Consider the following 20,761-nt stretch of genomic DNA (forward strand, 5'->3'; position numbering starts at 1 on the left):
CGGCAGGCGGGGCAGCGGGGGGATCCTGTGTAGACACCCTCTTACTCTGGCAGTATTCCCCCGGCATTCAAGGAGCCGGTCGGCGAGCCGCTTCTTCCCGGTGAAGCCAGCCATCTCAGTCCGCCTTCCCTGAGCGTTTCCAGCCGCCGTGCCGGGATTCGGCCAGCCCCAGCAGCCCGAGCCGGCCAAGGCCTGCGCGGACCGAGTCCGGGCTCAGCCCGGCGACCGTGGCCAGCTTCTCAACCGAGGTGGTGGTCCGCAGCGGCAGGGCATCGAGCAGGATCAGGTCCTCCAGGGTCAGGCCATCGTGAGCCTGGGACCGGCCTGCCTTGTCCGGGGGCATCGCCTCGCCGCTCGGGGAGGCGAGCTCGGCGATCTCCCCGGCATCCGTGACGCACACCGCGCCGCCTTCACGCAGAAGCCGGTGGCAGCCGGCGGAGTTGGCGCTGTGGATGGATCCGGGCACGGCGCCCACGGACCTGCCCAGGCTCTCGGCATGGTGGGCCGTGTTGAGGGCGCCGGAGCGCCACCGGGCCTCGACCACGACCGTGACGGAGGCCAACGCCGCAATGAGTCGGTTCCGCTGCAGGAACCGGTAGCGGGTCGGCGCGGACCCGGGCGGGACCTCGGCCAGCACCGCGCCGTGGTTCGCCACGGTCCGCAGCAGGTCCTCATTGCCGGCTGGGTAGAAGCGGTCCACTCCCCCGGCCATGACGGCAATAGTGGGCACACCGCCCGCGCTTCCGGCCAGGGCCGCCCTGTGGGCATGGGCATCAATCCCGTAGGCACCGCCGGAGACGATGCTGAAGCCACGCTGGGCCAGCGAGTAGGAGAGGTCGCCGGTCACCGATGCCCCGTAGCTGGTGCTGTCCCGGGAGCCCACGAGGGCTATGGACCGGGCCGCCGGGGGCAGCTCCTGTTCCACGCCGCGCCACCACAGGCAGAGGGGCTCCTGCAGTCCGAGGTCCGCCAGCTGCCGCGGCCACAGGTCATCCGTGGGAATGATGAGCCGTCCGCCGAGCCTCTGCATGGTGGCCAGGTCCCGCTCCGGTGCGAGGTCGGGCGCGCGCGGGGCCCAACGCTTCAGCGCCTCGTTGAGGCCGGACCAGCCGCTGCCTGAGCCGCTGTCCGCCAGGATTCCGGTGACCTCCTGTTCGAGCCCGGGACCGGCGGCCAGAGCGCCGCTGGCAATCCGCAGGGCGTCCTGCACTCCCGCCGCCTGGACCAGCGCCAGCGCCGCCGCGTCCTGCGGCTCGAACAGGCGGGACAGGGCGGCCCGGGCTGTTCGTTCGTCATCGATCATGGTGGTGCCTTTCACGGGGCTGGGGTGGGCTTCGTACGGGCCGGCTCAGGGTGAGACCGCGGCGGCCTGGCGGAGGCCCAGCGCCTGCCCGACGTCGTCTGCGTCCGGGACGTCGTGCCGGGACAGGTCCGCAAGGGTCCAGGCCAGGCGCAGCACGCGGTCGTAGCCGCGTGCTGTCAGCACTCCACGCTCCAGCGCGTAGTCCAGGATGCGGGTGGTGGGGGCATCGAGCCGGAGGGCCCCGCGCAGCAGCCGGCCCGGCACCTGCGCGTTGGTTTCCAGCCCGAATGGCAGCAGCCGGTCCAGCTGGCGGGTCCGGGCCGCCCGGACCCTTTCCGCGATGCTGGCGGTACCTTCCTCGGCCGCAGGTTGGCCGAAGCCGGCGAGCGAGACCCGCTCGACTTCGAGCTGGATGTCGACCCGATCCAGCAGCGGCCCGGACATCCGGGCCTGGTACCGGCGGCGCATCGTGGGCGTGCAGATGCAGTCCACTCCTTTGCCCGTCGCGTTGCCGCAGGGACAGGGGTTGGCGGCAAGGACCAGCTGGAACCGGGCGGGATAGGCCGCGGACCCGGCCGAGCGGTGGATGACCAGCTCACCGCTTTCCAGCGGCTGCCGCAGGGCGTCCAGGACGCCGCGGTCGTATTCCGGGGCCTCGTCCAGGAAGAGCACTCCGCGGTGCGCACGGGACGCTGCCCCGGGCCGCGGCAGCCCGGACCCGCCACCGATGATGGCCACCGCCGTCGCGGTGTGGTGCGGGTTCTCGTAGGGCGGGCGGCGCAGCAGCTGCACGGAGCCCGACGGCAGCGAACACAGCGAGTGAATTGCGGTCACCTCCATGGCCTCGGTATCGCCCAGGTCCGGCAGCAGCCCGGGCAGCCGCTCGGCGAGCATCGTTTTCCCGGCCCCTGGCGGTCCCGTCAGCAGCAGGTGGTGGGCTCCGGCTGCGGCCACTTCCAGGGCACGCCGCGCCGCGGCCTGGCCGGAGACATCGCACATGTCCGGCGCCAGGGCGGGACCGGTGACGGATTCGGGGTGGTCGGAGTCCTCGGTCTCGGGTTCGAAGTCGAGGGCGAGGTCCTGCGGGTCCGCGCCGCAGTCGAACGCAAGCCGGGCCAGTGTGGCGTAGCCCCGGACTTGCGCGCCGGGGACGAGCTCGGCCTCGGCCACATTGGCCCGGGCCACGACGACCTCGGAGTAGCCGGCCCGGACCGCGGCCATCACGGCCGGGAGGATGCCGCGCACGGGCCGCAGCCGGCCGTCCAGGCCGAGTTCGGCGATGAAGACCTTGCGGCCGGTGGGCCGGACGTCGTTCGCCGCCAGCAGCACGGCCATGGCGATGGCGAGGTCGAATCCCGAACCGCGTTTGGGCAGGGATGCCGGGATGAGGTTGGCCGTGATCTTCCGGCGGCTCAGCGGGATTCCCGAGTTCTGGGCCGCGGAGCGGATCCGTTCCTTGGCCTCGTTCAGTGAGGCGTCCGGCAGGCCCAGGATCACGAACGCCGGCAGGGTCTGGCCGATGTCGGCTTCGACCTCCACGATGTAGCCGTTGAGGCCCACGAGGGCGACGGAGTAGGTCCGGCCCAGGGCCATCTACCCCACCCCCTTGAGGTGCTCAAGGGCGGGCTCGCCGATGCCGTCGTCGACCACGGCGATCACGTCCACGCGGCACAGCGGCATCCGCAGCCCCTGGGCATGGCACCACGCCGCTGCCAGCCGGTGAAGCCGGGCGAGCTTGTCCGCGCCGACAGCCTCGAAGGGATGGCCGTACGCGAGGGATTTGCGGGTTTTCACCTCGGCGATGACCAGCGCGTCGCCGTCGAGCGCGACAATGTCGATCTCGCCCTCGGGGCAGCGCCAGTTCCGCTCCACGATCCGCATGCCGTGGGCCTGAAGGAAATCGGCGGCGAGCTCTTCCCCGCGCCGGCCCAGCACATCCTTAGCTCTCATGCCTCCAGCGTGAAGCGCCGCCGCGGACGAACACAGGGCACACTTCGGCTATGTGGAAAACGTCGCCCCAGCTGCAAGCGCACAAGCCTGATGAGACGAGTATCGGCAGCGGGTTCAGCGCTGCCGATCGCATAATCAAGGCAGGACGAAAGGGCTGCAGGAGGAACAGGAATGAAAGTACTTTTCCTCGATATTGATGGGGTCGTCAACCGCGTGGGTACGAGACAGCGCTATCGCGGCTTCACCGGCATCGATCCTTTCCTGGCGTCCAAGGTCGGCCGGATCATCCTCGACACTGATGCAGCCGTTGTTCTTACGTCCACATGGCGGCATTTCCAAGGCGGCCGTGAAGAAGTCGACCGAAACGTTTACAAGACCTTTGACGTTACTCCGATAGCAGACACAGGTTTTCGTGGCGAGGAGGTGAAGATGTGGCTGGACCGGCATCCGGAAGTCACGCGGTATGCCATTGTCGACGATGACACTGACTTCTATGCCGATCAGCCCTTGTTCAAAACGAGCTGGCAAACGGGAATCACCGACGAGGTTGCGCAGCAGGTAACCGAATTTCTAAACAGCGGAGATACCCCATGAGTGAACATCTACCAACGTTGGGAAACTTCGCCAAAGCGCCTGCCGAAGGCCCGGGATCCCGGGCGGGCCCTACCGGCGATCTAATCCGTGGCGGCATTGACAGGACGTGTTGAGGCGATTGTCAGGCAACGAAACGTAGCCAATGCCCGCACGGCCCACCTAGGCTCTTTCCCAACCCCCGCGAATTCCGCGGGGCGCCCGTATTCTCTCCTGAGGATCGGCCGAAGGATCGGCTATGGAATATCGAGCGGCCCAACCGCTGGAGACGCAGCAGCCTATTGAACCGGGTCCGCCCGGCGGGCAGGCTGGCCCCAGCTGGCCCCCAGCAGCGCGGCTTGCGCCCGGGCCCCCACCAGCGCGGGCTGAGCCCGGGCACGGCACCGCGCCAGCACGGCCTGAGCCCGGGCCCGAGCCCGAGCAGCCGGCGGCAAAACGCACGCACCGGCTGCGTCGGCTCCTCGCCAGGGTCTTCAAGCTCGTCCTCGCCATCGTTGTCATCACAGTGCTTGCCGCCGTCTCCTTCATCTGGTTCGCTCCCCCACGTACTGCCTTCATGCTGCAGACCGGCGGCCCAATCGCCTACCAGTACGTATCCCTGAACCACGTCAGCCGCTATGTCATTGCCGCGGCCGTCGCCCACGAGGACCAACAGCTGGGAACGCGTGTGGGCGCGTTCTCCGTTGATGATTTCCGGGACAGGGCCGTCGCCTACCTGCAGGGGAAGGATGACCCGAGCGGTTCCACGGTCCCGCAACAGCTCGTGAAGAACATCTTCCTGTGGCCTGACCCGAATGCCCTGAGGAAGGGCCTGGAGGCGGGCCTCGCGACCGAGTTCAGCCTCACCCTGACCCCGCAACGGATCATGGAGCTTTATCTGAACTACGCGCAGTTCGGTCCAAACCTGTACGGAATCTGTGCGGCGAGCTGGTACTACTTCGACGAACCGCCGTGGAACATGTCCGAGTACCAGGCCGCGCAATTGATGGGGGTTCTGCCACTGCCCACCCTCGTCACCCGCGCGGCGGAAGGCGGCATCTATCTGGGCCCGGGTGTCCACCCCAAAGTGTGGGACTACGTCAACGGTGCGGCCAACGTGTGGGTCCCCCTGCAGATCGAAGGGCTTGGCGGATGGAGGGCGGCCGTCGCAACCATCGGCATCGGCGACACAGCGGCCGACCACGCCGCCGAGCGGGGAGCCGCAACCCCGGATGGCTGCAGTTCGTATCCGGAGAGCGTGCTGGACCTGCTGCGGCAGCAGGGCATTGCCCTGGACAGCAACGGGAACCCTGCGCCACCCACGGATTAAGAATCGTGGATCAGTTGCCCAGGTCCTCGACCTTGGGCAGGGCGAGTTCCTCGCTGCGGGGCAGTTCCTCGACGTTGACGTCCTTGAACGTGATGACGCGGACGCTCTTGACGAACCGGGCGGAGCGGTAGACGTCCCATACCCAGGCGTCCTGCAGGGTCAGGTCGAAGTAGACCTCGCCGTCGGCGCTGCGGGCCTGCAGGTCAACGTGGTTGGCAAGGTAGAAACGCCGTTCGGTCTCGACCACATAGCTGAACAGCCCGACGACGTCGCGGTATTCGCGGTAGAGCTGTAGCTCCATGTCGGTCTCATAGTTTTCAAGGTCCTCGGCACTCATGGTTCCATCTTGCACCATCCGGCGCCGGCCGCGCGCCACACGACGGGCCGGCCGCGCGCCACCGGCGGGCCGCACCCCCACGCCGGAGCGGCTAGAGCAGCTGCCAGCTGACCCGGTGGTACGGCGTGGGACCGCCGGTCCGGAGCGCTTCCTTGTGCGCTGCCGTGCCGTAGCCCTTGTTCACGTCCCAGCCGTACGCCGGGTATTGGGTGTGCAGCTCGCACATCATCGCATCGCGCTCGACCTTCGCGATGATGCTGGCCGCGGCGACGCTGAGGCACTGCATGTCGGCTTTGACCAGTGTGTGCACCGGGGCGTCGCAGCCGGGCTCGGCGGGGGCATCGTCAAACAAGGAGGGCTGCAGATCCGGCGAGAGCCAGTTGTGGCTGCCGTCCAGCAGGACAACCTCGGGCCTGACGCCGGCGGCTAGCACGGCAAACCAGGCCCGGTTCCCGGCAAGCCGGAGCGCTGCGATGATCCCGAGTTCGTCGATCTCGGTCGCGGACGCGTGCCCTACGGCGGAGGCGACGCTCCAGTCCCGGACCAGCGGCACCAGCCGCTCCCGGTCCGCGACCTTGAGGAGCTTGCTGTCCCGGACATCGGCCAGGAGCTTCTGCTGCTGCAGGTCCACGACGGCGATCCCCACGCTGACGGGACCGGCGAGGGCACCGCGGCCGACCTCGTCGATGCCCGCGAGGAGCCGTGCGCCGGAGCTGCGGAAGCGGCGTTCGTAGTCGAGGGTGGGGGCTGCTGACATGACGGGCGGCTTACTTTCCGGCCGGGGCGGGGACGCTGCGGAAGACGTCCGGGTAGTTGTCCAGGGCCGACATCCTGTTCAGCGGCCACGCGATGACGGCGGCCTTGCCTTCAATGTCGGATTCGTTGACGAAGCCGCCGTTGGTGTCCATATGGGCGCGGGAATCCGCGGAGTGGTTGCGGTTGTCGCCCATGACCCAGACCTTCCCCGCGGGCACGACGACGTCGAAGTCGCGGACCTGGGGAATCTCCGCGGAATTGATGTAATTCTCGTCCAGCGGCACGCCGTTGACGGTGAGCTGTCCGCCGGCGTCGCAGCAGACCACGTGGTCGCCCGGGAGCCCGATGACGCGCTTGACCAGGTGCTGTTCGGAGTTGTCCGGCAGCAAACCGACGAACGTCAGCCCGTCCTGCACCCAGGTGAACGGGCCCTTCGTCTTCTCGGCCGCGGGGGCGAGCCAGCCCTGGCTGTCCCGGAACACCACTACGTCCCCGCGCTGGAGCGCCATGGGCTCGGGCACCAGGAGGTTCACGAAGATGCGGTCGTTCACATCGAGGGTGTTGACCATGGATTCGGACGGGATGTAGAAGGCCCGGAACAGGAAGGTCTTGATCAGGAAGGACAGCACGATCGCCACGATGACCACCGTGGCGACCTCCTTCAGCCACAGGAAGAGCGGGCTGCGCCCTTCACGGGCCTTGGCCTTCCGGGCCCGGCGGGACGTCGGGCCGGCGTGGGCGGGGCCGTCGGCCCGGTCCCGCTCCGCCCCCTCGGCCCCGGCCCGGTCCGTGCTGGCAGCCTCGGCCTCGGCCCGGTCCGTCCGGGCAGCCTCCGTCCGGGCAGCCTGGATTCGGGCAGCCTCGGTCCGATCAGCGCGCTGCGCTCCGGCGCTGTCGTCCTGCACCGCCGACGCCGGAGCCGGCGCACCAGCCGGTGGATCCGCCGGCTCGTCCGCCGGGATCGCCGAGGCGGTAACCCGGGGTCGGTCCTGGCCCTGCGGATCAGGAGTGCGCGGTTCGGTCTCGGGCATCTACTGTCCGTTCGTCGTCGTCGTTGTCGCAGCCGGTTCGGGCCGCGCTACTGCTGCAAATCTATCAAGCGGCCAGATGATCTGTACCGGCCGGCCAATGACGCGTTCCAGCGGCACCATGCCCCCGCCGGGGGCGCCCAGCAGGCTCCGGGAATCGGCCGACATGGAGCGGTGGTCGCCCATGAGCCACAGCCGCCCGGCGGGCACCTGGACGGCGAACTTCACATCGCTCGGAGTGTCCCCCGGATACACATACGGTTCCGCAACTTGCTGGCCGTTGACTGTGAGCCGGCCGCCCGCATCGCAGCAGACCACACGGTCGCCCGGCAGTCCGATGACGCGCTTGACATACGTGGTGTCGCTGCCCGCCAGGCCAAGCCAGCGTCCGGCTTCGGCGAGGGCATCCACCACGGGGCCGTTGCCGCTGTTGAGCGGGGCGAAGGAGCCGCGCCCGTCAAAGACGACGACGTCGCCCCGGCCCAGGGGCTCAGCCTGGAAGCCGGCCCGCGCCACCACGATCCGGTCCCCCGTGTGCAGGAGCGGCTCCATGGAGGCGGACGGGATGAAGAAGATGTCCACCCACAGGGAGCGGACCACGGCACTGATGGCCACGGCCAGCACCAGGGCCAGCAACGCAAAACGCCAGCCCGGTTTTCTGGGCTGGCGTTTTGGCTGTTCCATGTTCCGTATCCCCTGGCGCTGTCGTGACCTAATGTGCGCTGTTGCGGATAGCTCGGGCGCCGCACTAGCTGACGCACCGGGTACGGTCCGTGGATCCGCGGTGAAAGACTGCGTTGGAAGTCTGGGAAGACTTACTTGGCGGTCTGGAAGTCGCGCTTTTCCTTGATCTTCGCGGCCTTACCACGCAGGTTACGCATGTAGTAAAGCTTGGCGCGGCGCACGTCACCCTTGGAGACGAGCTCGACCTTGTCGATGATCGGGGAGTGCACCGGGAAGGTACGCTCTACGCCGACACCGAAGGAGACCTTGCGGACGGTGAAGGTTTCGCGGACGCCATCGCCCTGGCGGCCAAGGACGAAGCCCTGGAAGACCTGGACGCGGGAGTTCTTGCCTTCGATGATGTTCACGTGAACCTTGATGGTGTCACCCGCGCGGAACTCGGGAACATCGGTGCGCAGCGAGGCTGCATCTACGGAATCGAGGATATGCATTGATCCACTCCTGGTGAACGCCACAGGTCACTCACGTTGGGTTACGGCGGCCAAGCCCGGTGGCATGCGCCGCCCGGAAATTTCCGCCGAAAGTTTGTCAATCCGGCCCTGTCAGGAGTAGACGGGGCCGGGGTGCCGGGCTGTTGGTAGCGCTCCCCCTGTGGCAGGTTCGCAACCCAGCAGGCACAAGGACTAATTTTGCCACATTTTGTGCGGGTTAGCCCAATCCCGGCGGTTAGGCGTCGGGACGGCGCAGCAGGCGGCCGTCAACGACGTCGTACCCCAGATCGGAGAAGGCCGTGCGGTCCGCGCGCGGCAGCTTGCCGGCGTCGAACTCCACGAGGAGGTCGGGACGGCGTTCGGCGGTGCGCCGGTACTGCTCATGCCGGCGCCACTGGGCGATCTTGCCGTGGTTGCCGCTCAGCAGCACGGCCGGGACGTCCCGGTCCCGCCAGCTGGAGGGCTTGGTGTAGACGGGGTACTCGAGCAGCCCGTCCGAGTGGGACTCCTCCACGAGGGACTCGGGGTTGCCCACGACGCCGGGCAGCAGCCGCCCGATGGCCTCGACCATGGCCAGCACGGCGACTTCGCCGCCGTTGAGGACGTAGTCTCCCAAGCTCATCGGGCGCACCGTGAAGTGCTCCGCCGCCCATTCCAGGACCCGTTCGTCGATGCCTTCATAGCGCCCGCAGGCGAACACCAGCTGGTCTTCCTCCGCGAGTTCGTGCGCCGTCGCCTGGGTGAAGCGCTCCCCCGCCGGCGACGGGACGATCAGCACGGGTTTGCCGGCCGACCCGGGAGTGCCCGGTGCGCCGGCGTCGCTTGCGTCCCCGGCGTCCTCGGACCGCCCGGCGGCCACGGCGGTGAGGGCCTGCGCCCAGGGTTCGGGCTTCATGACCATGCCGGCGCCGCCGCCGTAGGGGGTGTCATCGACCGTCCGGTGCCGGTCGGTGGTGAAGTCCCGCAGGTCATGGACCTTGAGGTCCAGCAGGCCGTCCTGGCGGGCCTTGCCGATCAGGGACAGCTCCAGCGGGGCCAGGTATTCCGGAAAGATGCTGACGACGTCGATTCGCATCTACGCGTTGCCCCCGGCGGCGGTGCCCTGCGCTTCGGGGTCCTGGGTTTCCTGGGCTTCGGGGGCCCGGGTTTCGGGCGCCTGGGCTTCGGGCGCCTCGTCCGTGTTGATCTCGAACAGTCCAGGCGGCGGGGTGACGAGGACGTACTTTTCAGCCACGTTGACCTCGGGCACAATCTGCTCGACGAACGGGATCAGGACTTCCTTGCCGTCGTCCGTGGTGACCACCAGCAGGTCCTGGACCGGCAGCGTGTGCAGCGCCGAGACCTTGCCGACCACGTTGCCGCCCACCCGGACCTCCAGGCCCACGAGCTCGTGCTCGTACCAGCCCTCGTCGTCGTCCTCGGCGCTGATGTCTTCGGTTTCGATGAACAGCTTGGCGCCGCGCAGGGTCTCGGCCTCGTTGCGGGTCTCGATCTCATCGAAGGCCAGCAACAGGATGTCCTTGTTCCAGCGGGCGCTGAACACCGTCAGCGGGCCGGCCGAGGCGGGTTCCACGATGAACTGCGTGCCGGGGACAAAACGGTCGCCGGGCGCGTCGGTGAGCACCTGGACGGTCACTTCGCCGCGAATGCCGTGGGGCTTGCCGATTCGTGCCACCTGGAGCTGCATCTGTTCCTCTGTTCGGGGTTGGTGATTCTGTGTTCTCTGGTGCGGAAATGCGGGAAAACAGTCCGGCCCCTCCACCATTATCTGGTGAAGGGGCCGGACTCAAGACAAGTAGTGCTGAAAGCGTTACCGGCGGCGGTCGGTGTCGACGACGTCGACCCTGACCGGCTCGCCGTCCGCCAGCGCCGCAACCACAGTGCGCAAAGCACGTGCGGTCCGGCCCTGCCGGCCGATCACCCGTCCGAGGTCGTCCTGATGAACGCGCACCTCGAGGGTTTCCCCGCGGCGGTTGTTCTTCGCACTGACCTTGACGTCCTCGGGGCTGTCAACAATCCCGCGGACCAGGTGTTCGAGCGCTTCTGCCAGCAATTTACTCAGCCTCGGTGGTCTCTGCTTCGGCGGCGTCGGCGGGAGCCTCGGCAGCTTCGTCCTTCTTAGCCTTCTTGGTGATGGCTTCCGGGATGATCACGGAACCCTTTTCCGGGGTAACGAAGGCAGCCTTGGGAGCCTTGGTCTTCAAGGTGCCCTCCTGGCCGGGGAGACCCTTGAACTTCTGCCAGTCACCGGTGATCTTCAGGATCGCGGCGACCTGCTCGGACGGCTGTGCGCCGACGCCGAGCCAGTACTGGGCACGGTCCGTGTCGACCTCGATGTACGAGGGCTCTTCGGTCGGGTGGTACTTGCCGATCTCTTCGATAGCACGGCCATCACGCTTGGAGCGTGAGTCCATGACGACGATGCGGTAGTACGGTGCGCGCATCTTACCGAAGCGCTTAAGGCGAATCTTTACGGCCACTTTTGTGGTCACTCCTGTTTCTGAAACGGGGTCGAGCCCGGCGTTCTGCACCCGTGGGGCGGGCCGTACTTGGGGGTTCTAAAGGACAAGATCCAGACGCGGAGAGAGGGGCCACGCAGATCGAGTACCTGTTCATTGTGCCAGATCACCGGCAGGATTTCGACTTGACACGGGCCCGGCGCACCGGCGCGCGTCCTGGCAGCGGCCCTGGGGGCCGGTCAGGACGTCCAGACGTAGAGGCCGGACCTGGTAGCGGGGTCGACGCCGGCGGCGAGCTCGGCGATCCGGCGGACGTAGCCCCGGGCCTCGTCCGAACCGAAGGGCATGTCCTCTTCGGCGGCCCAATTGGCGGCGACATCCTCCAGGACGTCACCCTCCCCTTCCGTTTCATAGCTGAGCAGTTCCGCCAGCGTGCGGACCATTGCCGCCGGGACGCCGAGCAACGAGTCGCTGGCCACGTCAACCATGGCCAGTTCATAGTCCGCGCCCGGGGCGTGCACGGCGACGCCGGCGAGGTCGCCCAGCCGCTCCACCTCGAAGTCACTGATCTCCGGGATGCGGACGGCCCCCTGCGCGGCCGGGGCGCCGCCTTCCAGTGCGCCGGCGCGCTTGAGGGCTTCTTCGTGGGTGGACACAAAGAGTTCGGTGAATCCCATGCAGCTGGTCCTTAGGGTTCGGCGGTCCGCGGACCGCTGTTTTCGACGTCGCTTCAGCCTAGTCGCTTCAGCGCGCGGCGACGCCCCGGCTGTTGGACATGCCCTCCGCGACGGGCCGAAGCTCGCCTCCCTTGCGTGTGGACATGCCCTCCCCTGACCGTGAGCAATGGACATATGACAACTATGTCCAGCCCTGGTTGCGACCGATGGACATGTCCAGCGGCCCCGTCAGCGAACAGTGGACATGTCCTTCGCAGGCCCGGGGAAACTCGGCCCCGCCCGCGGACATGCCCTCCCCCGGCCGCGAGCAATGGACATATGGCAGCTGTGCTCATCCCGGCCGCGACCGGTGGACATGTTCCGAAGTGTTCCGAAGTCCTACGGCGAACAGTGGACATGCCCTTCGCTGGCCCGGGGAAACTCGGCCCCGCCGCGGGCATGCCCTCCCCCGGACGCGAGCATTGGACATATGGCAGCTGTGCGCATTCCCGGCCGCGACCGTTGGATATGTCGAGCGGTCCCGCCAGCGAACAGTGGGCATGTCCAGCGGGAAGCTGGGCACGCCGTACATGTCCAGCCGTCCCGTCAGCGAACGGCTTGCCTGGGCAGAACTTCTAGCGCACGGCGACGCGGATCCGGTTGCGCCACGGATCTTCGAAGCGCAGCTCGGCGCCGGTGTGGTGGGATTCGACGCCGGCAACCTTGAGCCGGTCGGCCAGGGCCGCGACGTCGTCGCCGGAGGGCACTTCAATGAGGACTTCGCCCAGCCCCAGCGTGTCGCGCCGGGGGCCCGCGCCGCGGCTGTTCCACACGTTCATGGCCATGTGGTGGTGGTAGCCGCCGGCCGAGACGAACAGCGCCTGGCCGTGCCAGCCCGCGGTCTTCTCGAAGCCGAGCGTGCCGACATAGAAATCATGCGCCGACTGGACGTCGCCGACCTGCAGGTGGACGTGCCCGACGCCGGCGGCGGCCTGGCGCTGGCCGGTCACGGACTCCTCAGTCAGGTATTGCTGCAGGTAGCGCTGCGGCGGCAGGGCGAGGCTGTCCATGACGACGTTCTTGCCCTCCCAGGACCACGCCTCCCGCGGCCGGTCCCAGTACAGCTCGATGCCGTTGCCCTCGGGGTCGTTGAAGTAGAACGCCTCGCTGACGAGGTGGTCCGCGCTGCCGGTGAAGGACTGGGGCTCGTACTGGGCCGCGCTGGCAATGGTGGCCGCCAGGGAGTGCTGGTCCTCGAAGAGGAGGGCGGTGTGGAAGAGCCCGGCCTCGCCGCGGGAGGGAAGATTCAGGCCCGGGGCGGGCGCCAGGTGGACCAGCGGCTTCTGCTGGCGCCCAAGGTAGAGCCCGCCGTCCTGTTCGGCCACAGTCTCCAGGCCGAGGGCGCGCTGGTAGTAGTCGGTCATGAGCTTCATGTCGCCGACTTTGAGCATCACGGTGCCCATGGTGAGTTCGGCAGGAAGGAGGTCCTGGGTGCTGGCTTCTGCGGTCATGGCAACGCTCCGTGGATTCTGTAGCCACCGGCTTTCGGTGACCCTTACATAAAACTAAATTACTTGAAGCTTCAATTTATTCCTAACGGATGGGATGACCCCGAAGCACAATGTGCTGCAGTTCCCGGAGCGTGGCCGGATTGCTCCGCGGATCCTCGGCGCAGAGCAGGACATCCGCGCTTGCCCCTTCGCCGATGGACTCCGCGCCGAGCCAGGTCCGCGCGGACCAGGCCGCGGCGTCGAGGGCGGCCGCGGCGGGAAGGCCGGCGGCGTGCAGGGCCTGGATCTCGTCGACGATCCTGCCGTGGCTGATCACGCTGCCGGCGTCGGTACCGGCGTAGATCGCCACCCCGGCCTCGTGGGCTTCGAGGATCCGCTCCGCCCGCCGCTCCCACAGCGAGCGCATGTGGGCGGCGTAGCGGGGGAACTTGGCCTCCGCCCGGGCCGCGATGTCCGGGAACGTGGCGATGTTAATCAGGGTGGGCACGATCGGGACGCCCTGTTCGAGGAAGCGCGGCAGATGCCGCGGCAACAGCCCGGTGGCGTGCTCGATGCAGTCGATCCCGGCATCGAGCATGTCATCGAGGGTGTCCTCGGCGAAGCAGTGGGCGGTGACGCGGGCCCCCTCATCGTGGGCGGCCTGCACGGCGTCCTTGACCGTCCCGGCGGGAAAGCTGGCGGCGAGATCGCCGGCGTCGCGGTCGATCCAGTCCCCAACGAGCTTGACCCAGCCGTCGCCCGCGCGGGCCTGCTTCCGCACGGCCTCGACAAGATCCTCCGGCTCGACCTCGACGGCCAGGCCCGGCAGGTAGCGCCGGGTCCTGGCGAGGTGCCGGCCGGAGCGGATGATCCGGGGAAGGTCCGCGCGTTGCTGGAGCCAGCGGGTGTCGTGGACGGCGCCGGCGTCACGGACCAGCAGCGTCCCGGCGTTGCGGTCCGCCAGGGCTTGGGATTCCGCGGTGTCCTCGGTAACGTCCCCGCCCGGGCCGAGGCCGATGTGGCAGTGCGCGTCCACGAGGCCGGGAATGACCCAGCCGTCCAGCACCAGCTCCGGCGCGGCAGCGGGCCGGTGGAAGGTCAACCGGCCCTCCACCGACCACAGCCCGTGGCGGACCTGGTCCGCCGCCGTGAGGATGGGGCCGCTGAACTCGATGATGCTGGTCATGGCCTAAAGCCTAATCCGCATGACAATCCGCGGGCCCAGATCATCGAGCCCCAGCTGCGCTTCGTGGATCCGCAGGGCAGCCAGCGCCGGCCCCGGCCGGGCGAATTCCTCGAACCCGCAGCTCGCGTAAAACAGGGCATTGAACGGAACGGCTGCGAAAGTGCAAAGCGTCATCCAGGGATAGCCACGGCTCCGGGCAGCGTCGAGGGCCGCCTCCACCAGGGACCGTCCGATCCCCCGCCTGCCGGAGTCCGGCTGCACGGAGAGTTGCTCCAGATGGGCCTGGCCGCCGAGTGCGTCAACGCGGGCAAAGCCTACGGGCGGGGTTCCGGCGACCAGTATGAACAGCGGCTCGACCGGCGTCGTCAACTCCGGAGCCGGGAGCGCCCGGTTCCCCAGTTCCTTTATCAGGACGCCGTCTGCCGCGGCCTCGATAGCCGGCAGCGCCGGGAGATCTTCCGGCGCCGCCGTCCTGATGCGGGGCACGGCCTTGGGCGGGGTCACAGTGCCACGCTAACACCGCGGTCCGACCGTCCGCGTCACACTCGACGGCCGGCCGGAGGCGCGTGGTAGCTTCGTCTACGACCACACGGGTGCCCCTGCAGGGGCTGAGATCGGGCTGACGCAGCCTGCGACCGTTGAACCTGTCCGGGTAATGCCGGCGAAGGAAGTGAGTATTTCCGTGAACACCCAACTGACACAGCACAGCCCTGTCCACAACCAGCCTGCGGCCCCCACACAGTCGCTGAAGTCCCACTCGCTGGCCTTCACCACGGACCCGGACCACGGCATCCGCGTCCCGGTGACCGAAATCGCCCTGGAACCCTCGCCGGGCGGCGTCCGGAACCCGCCGTTCCGGGTGTACCGCACGGCAGGACCGGGCAGCGATCCGGTCCGCGGGCTGGAGCCGTTCCGCACGCCCTGGATTGAGGCCCGAGCGGACACCGAACCCTACGCCGGCCGGGAACGGGAGCTGCTCGACGACGGCAAGTCGGCGGTGCGCCGCGGTGCGGCGTCGGCCGAGTGGCGGGGCGGCCGGCCGGTGCCGCGCCGGGCCGTTGAGGGCAGGACCGTCACGCAGATGCGCTACGCCCGGGACGGTGTCATCACCCAGGAAATGCGGTTCGTCGCGCTGCGCGAGAACTGCGATGTGGAGCTGGTGCGCAGCGAGGTGGCCGCGGGCCGGGCGATCATTCCCAACAACGTCAACCACCCCGAATCCGAGCCGATGATCATCGGCAAGGCGTTCCTGGTGAAAATCAACGCCAATATCGGCAATTCCGCCGTGACCAGCTCCATCGCCGAGGAGGTCGACAAACTCCAGTGGGCCACTCAGTGGGGCGCGGACACCGTCATGGACCTCTCCACCGGGGACGACATCCACACCACGCGCGAGTGGATCATCCGCAACTCCCCCGTCCCCATCGGAACGGTCCCGATCTACCAGGCGCTGGAGAAGGTCAACGGCGAGGCGAACGCCCTGACCTGGGAGATCTTCCGGGACACCGTGATCGAGCAGTGCGAGCAGGGCGTGGACTACATGACCATCCACGCCGGGGTCCTGCTGCGGTATGTGCCCCTGACGGCCAACCGGGTCACCGGCATCGTGTCCCGGGGCGGTTCCATCATGGCCGGCTGGTGCCTGGCGCACCATCGGGAAAACTTCCTGTACACCCACTTCGACGAGCTGTGCGAGATCTTCGCGCGGTACGACGTCGCCTTCTCCCTGGGCGACGGGCTGCGGCCGGGCGCGACGGCGGATGCCAACGACGCGGCACAGTTCGCCGAACTGGACACCCTGGCCGAGCTCACCCAGCGGGCCTGGGAATTCGATGTGCAGGTCATGGTGGAGGGCCCCGGGCACGTGCCCTTCCACCTCGTCCGGGAAAACGTGGAGCGTCAGCAGGAACTCTGCAAGGGCGCCCCGTTCTACACACTCGGGCCGCTGGTCACGGACATCGCACCGGGATATGACCACATCACCTCGGCGATCGGCGCCACCGAGATCGCCCGCTACGGCACCGCCATGCTCTGCTACGTCACGCCCAAGGAACACCTCGGGCTGCCGAACAAGGACGACGTTAAGACGGGCGTGATCACCTACAAGATCGCGGCCCATGCCGCGGACCTCGCCAAGGGCCACCCCGGCGCGCACGAACGCGACGATGCCCTGTCCAAGGCAAGGTTCGAATTCCGCTGGCGGGACCAGTTCGCGCTGTCCCTGGACCCGGTAACGGCAGAGGCCTTCCACGATGAGACGCTTCCCGCCGAGCCGGCCAAGACGGCCCACTTCTGCTCGATGTGCGGTCCGAAGTTCTGCTCCATGCGGATCAGCCAAGACATCCGGGACGAATACGGCACCGGCAACTATGGTGCGGCGGACTCCGCTTCGGCGGATCCTGGTTCGGCGGAACAGCAAGCCGCCCTTTCCGAGAGGGCGGCCGGAATGCGGGCGAAGAGCAACGAATTCCTCGCCTCGGGCGGCAAGGTCTACCTGCCGCAGCCCTCGGTGGGCGGACCCGCAGCTTCCTAGGAGGCCCGGGCGTGCTGGCGCCGGCTGACCTCGGCGATGTAGGAGCGGATGGCCCGGTCCCCTTCGGCTGAATCCTGGGGCCGGTGCCCTCCCGGGGCGGTGCGGTGCAGGGCGCCGGTCTCGCGCAGGTAGCCGGCGATTTCCTCGTACAGCGGTTCCCAGCCGCCGGTCAGGACCAGGGTCGGCACGCCCGGCACGATCTGCAGCGGGGCTTCCCAAGGCGGCGCCTGCAGGCGGAGCCGGCGCGCCGCCCGGAGGGCCTCCGGCGTCGTGGCCCCGGGGGCGTCCGCCGCGAACGCGCGGCGGATGAACTCCCGCTGGAAGTCGTCGTCGCTGAGGTTGTGCCGGACGTCGAAGAGCGGCTGCATGAGGGCCCGGTGCGCGGCGGTGGCCGGGAGTTCGGCGGTCAGGGACAAGCAGGCAGGTTCCACCAGGGTCAGCGACTGGACGAGGTCGGGCCGCTCGACGGCGGCCATCATCGCGGCGATCGCGCCTTGCGAGTGGGCCACCACGTGGCCGCCGGCCTCGCCGCGGCCGTCGTCGGCCAGCGATGCGAGCACGATGGCGGCGTCGGCGGCGAAGTTGGATTCGAGCGGTTCGGCGACGGCGTCAAATCCGTGCCGCCGCAGGAACAGGGCGTCGTAGTCCAGCGCCATTCCGTGCTGTTTTGGCCACGCGGCGGCGCCGAAGCTGCCGTCCCCGTGGACGAAGACTACGCGCTGCTTGAACATTGTCTAACCCTATGGCACTTCAGTGCTGATGCCGCCGGCGACACAGTGCCGGCGGCCGTCAGCACTTGCGGTTACTTGCTGCCGCCGAGGAACTTGTCGAAGCCCTTGGGCAGGTTCAGCTGGGACGGGTCGAAGTCGCCGCCCTGCTGGCCGAACGACGCCCCGGTGGGCAGGGCCTTCGGGCCGGCGGCACGCCTGGCCTCGGCGTCGCGCAGTTCCTGCGCCGCCTTGGCCGGGTTGCCGGAGCGGGCCTTCTTCTTGGGCGCGGGCTTGGCGCCCTTGCGAGCCCCGCCGCCCATGCCCGGCATCCCCGGCATGCCGGGCATGCCGCCGCCGGCGGCCATCTTCTTCATCATCTTCTGGGCCTGGGCAAAGCGTTCCAGCAGTCCGTTGACCTCGGAGACGTGCACGCCGGAACCGCGGGCAATACGGGCCCGGCGGGAGCCATTGATGATCTTCGGAGCCACGCGCTCGTGCGGGGTCATCGAGCGGACAATGGCCTCGACGCGGTCGATCTCGCGCTCGTCGAACTGCTCCAGCTGCTGGCGGATGTTCTGCGCACCGGGCATCATCATGAGCATTTTCTTCATGGAGCCCATGTTGCGGATCTGCTGCATCTGGGCGAGGAAGTCATCGAGGGTGAAGTCTTCCTGGTCGGCGAACTTCTTCGCCATCCGGGCGGCTTCATCCTTGTCCCAGGACTTCTCGGCCTGCTCGATCAGGGTGAGGACGTCACCCATGTCCAGGATGCGCGAGGCCATGCGGTCCGGGTGGAAGAGCTCGAAGTCGTCCACGCCTTCGCCGGTGGAGGCGAACATAACCGGTTTGCCGGTCACCGACGCGACGGAGAGCGCGGCACCGCCGCGGGCGTCGCCGTCGAGCTTGGAGAGCACGATGCCGGTGAAGTTGACGCCCTCGTCGAAGGCCAGGGCCGTGTTGACGGCGTCCTGGCCGATCATGGAGTCGATCACGAACAGGACTTCGTTCGGGACGATCGCGCGGCGGATCTGGCGCGCCTGCTCCATCATGTCGGCGTCGACGCCGAGACGGCCGGCGGTGTCCACGATCACGACGTCGTGGAGGGTGCGCTTGGCTTCCTCGACGCCGGCGCGGGCGACGGCGACAGGGTCGCCGGCCGGGTGGTCCAGTTCGGTTGACGTGGCGCCCGGGTGCGGGGCAAAAACGGGTACGCCGGCGCGCTGGCCGACCACCTGCAGCTGGGTGACGGCGTTGGGGCGCTGGAGGTCACAGGCCACCAGCATCGGGCTGTGGCCCTGGGACTTGAGCCACTTGGACAGTTTGCCGGCCAGGGTGGTCTTGCCGGCGCCCTGGAGACCGGCCAGCATGATGATGGTGGGTCCGGTCTTGGCCAGGCGGATCCGGCGGGTCTCGCCGCCGAGGATCTCGACGAGTTCCTCGTTGACGATCTTCACGATCTGCTGGCTCGGGTTCAGCGCCCCGGAGACCTCGGCGCCGAGGGCACGCTCGCGCACGCGGCCGGTGAACTCCCGGACCACGGGCACGGCGACATCGGCGTCCAGGAGGGCACGCCGGATCTCGCGGACTGTGGCGTCAACGTCCGCCTCGGTCAGGCGGCCCTTGCCACGCAGATTCTTGAAGGTTGCTGTCAACCGGTCAGAGAGTGAATTGAACACGCGCCGTGCACTTCTTTCAGTGGATCTACAGGTGGCGGCCGGTGCGGCACGCCAGCGTCGCGACTGGTATTCGCCTGGACGAACCGCCTCGACAACAGGACTCGACTATCTAGGGTACCAAGATGCGCCTTCAAGATGGCATGCTGGCGTAGGTGACCAGCCAAACAACTGTAAAAACCCTGCTCATTCTGGGCGCTTCCGGCGATCTCACCGGAAGGCTCCTGCTACCGGGGCTTGCCCGCCTGGTGGCCCGGGGCCGCGCCGACGGCCTCACCCTCGCGGGAGCGGGATCGGACCCCTGGACACCGGAGCAGTGGCTTGGCCGGATCGAGGAGTCGTTCGCGGACGAGGACTCCACGGCCGACGCCCACGGCAGGCGCGAGCTCAAGCGGGTCCGCCAGGAGAGCACGTACCACCAGCTCGATGTGACCGCCGAGGGCCAGCTCGCCGGGCTGCTGGCGCAACTGGAGGGGCCCGTGGCCGTCTATTTCGCCCTGCCGCCGCGCGTCAGCCAGCTCGCCTGTGAGGCCCTGGCGCCGGAGGACGTGCCCGCCGGCACCCGGCTGGTCATGGAGAAGCCGTTCGGTTCCGACGAGCAGTCGGCGCGGCACCTGAACACGACGCTGGCCGCGCTGGTCCCGGAGGACCACATCCACCGGGTGGACCACTTCCTCGGCAAGGCAACGGTCCTGAACATCCTTGGCCTGCGCTTCGCGAACACGTTCCTGGAGCCGGTGTGGAACCGGCAGAACATCGAAAAGGTCGAGATCATCTTCGACGAGGACCTGGCCCTCGAAGGCCGCGCCCGCTACTACGACGGCGCCGGCGCGCTCCGCGACATGATCCAGAGCCACCTGCTGCAGATCATGGCCCTCATGGCGATCGAGCCGCCGGCATCCGTGGACGAACGCGACCTTCGCGATGCCGTCGCCACCGTGCTGCGGGCCAGCAGCATCAAGGCCCCCTACCGCCAAAGCAGCCGCCGGGCCCGGTACACGGCGGGTTCGATCAACGGCCGGGACATTCCGGACTATTCCCGGGAGGAGGGCGTGGACGCGTCCAGGGGCACCGAAACCCTCGCCGAGGTGGAGGTGGGGATCGACAACTGGCGCTGGCAGGGCGTGCCGTTCATCCTGCGCTCAGGCAAGGCGCTGGGCCAGAAACGCAAGGAGGCTGTGGTGACCTTCCGGCCGGTGCCGCACCTTCCGAAGGGGTTCACCGGTGTGGACGCCCCCAACCAGCTGCGGATCGGCTTTGGCCCGGACACGCTGCAGTTCGACGTCGACGTGAACGGGCCCGGCAATGTCCTGAGCCTGGACCGGGCCACGCTGCGGGCCGAACTGAGCGCCTCCGAGCTCCTCCCCTACGGTGAAGTGCTCGAGGGCGTGTTGACCGGCGATCCGCTGCTCTCGGTGCGGGCGGACACGGCCGAGGACTGCTGGCGCATCCTGGCGCCGGTGCTGAAATCCTGGACCGCCGGTCATGTCCCGCTGGAGGAATATCCGGCCGGGACCCCGGGGCCGGAGGGCTGGCCGGCCTAGTTCCGTCGCAGCAGCGCCCGCGCAGATCCGGCGCAGGGCGCCTGAGCCGGAGCGCCCGTGC

22 protein-coding genes and 1 riboswitch are annotated in these 20,761 nt (G+C 68.4%); of the genes, 4 read left to right on the plus strand and 18 right to left on the minus strand.

Annotation, left to right across the window (positions count from 1 at the left end; all coding sequences use genetic code 11):
• Positions 1 to 115 precede the first annotated feature (115 nt).
• The 3 genes from dprA to C566_RS0106025 are packed head-to-tail and all read right to left on the minus strand — an operon-like array spanning position 116 to position 3,253.
• Complete coding sequence (gene dprA / locus C566_RS0106015) at positions 116 to 1,303, minus strand: DNA-processing protein DprA (protein WP_018773438.1); 1,188 nt, start codon at positions 1,301 to 1,303, stop codon at positions 116 to 118.
• Between the two features lie 45 nt (positions 1,304 to 1,348).
• Complete coding sequence (locus C566_RS0106020) at positions 1,349 to 2,896, minus strand: YifB family Mg chelatase-like AAA ATPase (RefSeq protein ID WP_018773439.1); 1,548 nt, start codon at positions 2,894 to 2,896, stop codon at positions 1,349 to 1,351.
• Entirely contained in the window at positions 2,897 to 3,253 is a 357-nt protein-coding gene (locus C566_RS0106025) for a YraN family protein (protein WP_026266436.1), read from the minus strand.
• A 171-nt stretch (positions 3,254 to 3,424) separates the two neighbouring features.
• On the opposite strand from C566_RS0106025, the gene C566_RS0106030 reads away from it, so the two are divergent.
• Together C566_RS0106030 and C566_RS20950 are read left to right on the plus strand one after the other, a co-directional pair.
• Positions 3,425 to 3,847, plus strand: coding sequence for an HAD domain-containing protein (locus C566_RS0106030; RefSeq protein ID WP_018773441.1), 423 nt, complete (start codon positions 3,425 to 3,427; stop codon positions 3,845 to 3,847).
• Between the two features lie 235 nt (positions 3,848 to 4,082).
• On the plus strand, positions 4,083 to 5,153 hold the full coding sequence (locus C566_RS20950) for a transglycosylase domain-containing protein (RefSeq protein ID WP_018773442.1): 1,071 nt from the start codon (positions 4,083 to 4,085) through the stop codon (positions 5,151 to 5,153).
• Positions 5,154 to 5,163: 10 nt separating this feature from the next.
• Here the strand turns inward: C566_RS20950 and C566_RS0106040 are convergent, their stop codons facing one another.
• The 13 genes from C566_RS0106040 to C566_RS0106100 form a co-directional block, all read right to left on the minus strand.
• A complete protein-coding gene (locus C566_RS0106040; RefSeq protein WP_018773443.1) occupies positions 5,164 to 5,490 on the minus strand; it encodes a DUF2469 domain-containing protein in 327 nt (108 codons plus the stop codon).
• A 91-nt stretch (positions 5,491 to 5,581) separates the two neighbouring features.
• Complete coding sequence (locus tag C566_RS0106045; RefSeq protein ID WP_018773444.1) at positions 5,582 to 6,247, minus strand: ribonuclease HII; 666 nt, start codon at positions 6,245 to 6,247, stop codon at positions 5,582 to 5,584.
• 10 nt (positions 6,248 to 6,257) lie between these two features.
• Complete coding sequence (gene lepB / locus C566_RS23110; RefSeq protein ID WP_018773445.1) at positions 6,258 to 7,277, minus strand: signal peptidase I; 1,020 nt, start codon at positions 7,275 to 7,277, stop codon at positions 6,258 to 6,260.
• Positions 7,278 to 7,958 (minus strand): signal peptidase I, encoded by a 681-nt coding sequence (lepB, locus tag C566_RS0106055; RefSeq protein ID WP_026266437.1) that lies wholly within the window; start codon positions 7,956 to 7,958, stop codon positions 7,278 to 7,280.
• A gap of 131 nt (positions 7,959 to 8,089) precedes the next feature.
• Positions 8,090 to 8,449: a 50S ribosomal protein L19 gene (gene rplS / locus C566_RS0106060; RefSeq protein WP_018773447.1), complete on the minus strand. Its 360-nt coding sequence runs from the start codon at positions 8,447 to 8,449 to the stop codon at positions 8,090 to 8,092.
• Between the two features lie 235 nt (positions 8,450 to 8,684).
• A complete protein-coding gene (trmD, locus tag C566_RS0106065; RefSeq protein WP_018773448.1) occupies positions 8,685 to 9,524 on the minus strand; it encodes a tRNA (guanosine(37)-N1)-methyltransferase TrmD in 840 nt (279 codons plus the stop codon).
• A complete protein-coding gene (gene rimM / locus C566_RS0106070; RefSeq protein WP_018773449.1) occupies positions 9,525 to 10,136 on the minus strand; it encodes a ribosome maturation factor RimM in 612 nt (203 codons plus the stop codon).
• A 123-nt stretch (positions 10,137 to 10,259) separates the two neighbouring features.
• Positions 10,260 to 10,502: an RNA-binding protein gene (locus C566_RS0106075; RefSeq protein ID WP_018773450.1), complete on the minus strand. Its 243-nt coding sequence runs from the start codon at positions 10,500 to 10,502 to the stop codon at positions 10,260 to 10,262.
• Between the two features lies 1 nt (position 10,503).
• Positions 10,504 to 10,929, minus strand: coding sequence for a 30S ribosomal protein S16 (gene rpsP / locus C566_RS0106080; RefSeq protein ID WP_026266438.1), 426 nt, complete (start codon positions 10,927 to 10,929; stop codon positions 10,504 to 10,506).
• Between the two features lie 218 nt (positions 10,930 to 11,147).
• Positions 11,148 to 11,585: a hypothetical protein gene (locus C566_RS0106085; RefSeq protein WP_018773452.1), complete on the minus strand. Its 438-nt coding sequence runs from the start codon at positions 11,583 to 11,585 to the stop codon at positions 11,148 to 11,150.
• 614 nt (positions 11,586 to 12,199) lie between these two features.
• Positions 12,200 to 13,075, minus strand: a complete 876-nt coding sequence (locus tag C566_RS0106090; protein ID WP_018773453.1) for a VOC family protein — start codon at positions 13,073 to 13,075, stop codon at positions 12,200 to 12,202.
• A gap of 82 nt (positions 13,076 to 13,157) precedes the next feature.
• On the minus strand, positions 13,158 to 14,240 hold the full coding sequence (locus tag C566_RS0106095) for an amidohydrolase family protein (protein ID WP_018773454.1): 1,083 nt from the start codon (positions 14,238 to 14,240) through the stop codon (positions 13,158 to 13,160).
• Between the two features lie 3 nt (positions 14,241 to 14,243).
• Entirely contained in the window at positions 14,244 to 14,744 is a 501-nt protein-coding gene (locus tag C566_RS0106100) for a GNAT family N-acetyltransferase (RefSeq protein ID WP_018773455.1), read from the minus strand.
• Positions 14,745 to 14,819: 75 nt separating this feature from the next.
• Positions 14,820 to 14,927, plus strand: a riboswitch (TPP riboswitch).
• On the opposite strand from C566_RS0106100, the gene thiC reads away from it, so the two are divergent.
• Positions 14,923 to 16,773: a phosphomethylpyrimidine synthase ThiC gene (gene thiC / locus C566_RS0106105; RefSeq protein ID WP_018773456.1), complete on the plus strand. Its 1,851-nt coding sequence runs from the start codon at positions 14,923 to 14,925 to the stop codon at positions 16,771 to 16,773. Its footprint overlaps the riboswitch before it by 5 nt.
• Here the strand turns inward: thiC and C566_RS0106110 are convergent.
• Positions 16,770 to 17,504, minus strand: a complete 735-nt coding sequence (locus tag C566_RS0106110) for an alpha/beta fold hydrolase (RefSeq protein WP_018773457.1) — start codon at positions 17,502 to 17,504, stop codon at positions 16,770 to 16,772. The genes thiC and C566_RS0106110 overlap by 4 nt on opposite strands.
• A 71-nt stretch (positions 17,505 to 17,575) precedes the next feature.
• Positions 17,576 to 19,159, minus strand: coding sequence for a signal recognition particle protein (gene ffh, locus C566_RS0106115; RefSeq protein WP_018773458.1), 1,584 nt, complete (start codon positions 19,157 to 19,159; stop codon positions 17,576 to 17,578).
• A gap of 152 nt (positions 19,160 to 19,311) precedes the next feature.
• On the opposite strand from ffh, the gene C566_RS0106120 reads away from it, so the two are divergent.
• Entirely contained in the window at positions 19,312 to 20,700 is a 1,389-nt protein-coding gene (locus C566_RS0106120; protein ID WP_018773459.1) for a glucose-6-phosphate dehydrogenase, read from the plus strand.
• The last annotated feature ends 61 nt before the right edge of the window (positions 20,701 to 20,761 follow it).

Source organism: Arthrobacter sp. 131MFCol6.1 (assembly GCF_000374925.1).
Taxonomy (GTDB): Bacteria; Actinomycetota; Actinomycetes; order Actinomycetales; family Micrococcaceae; genus Arthrobacter.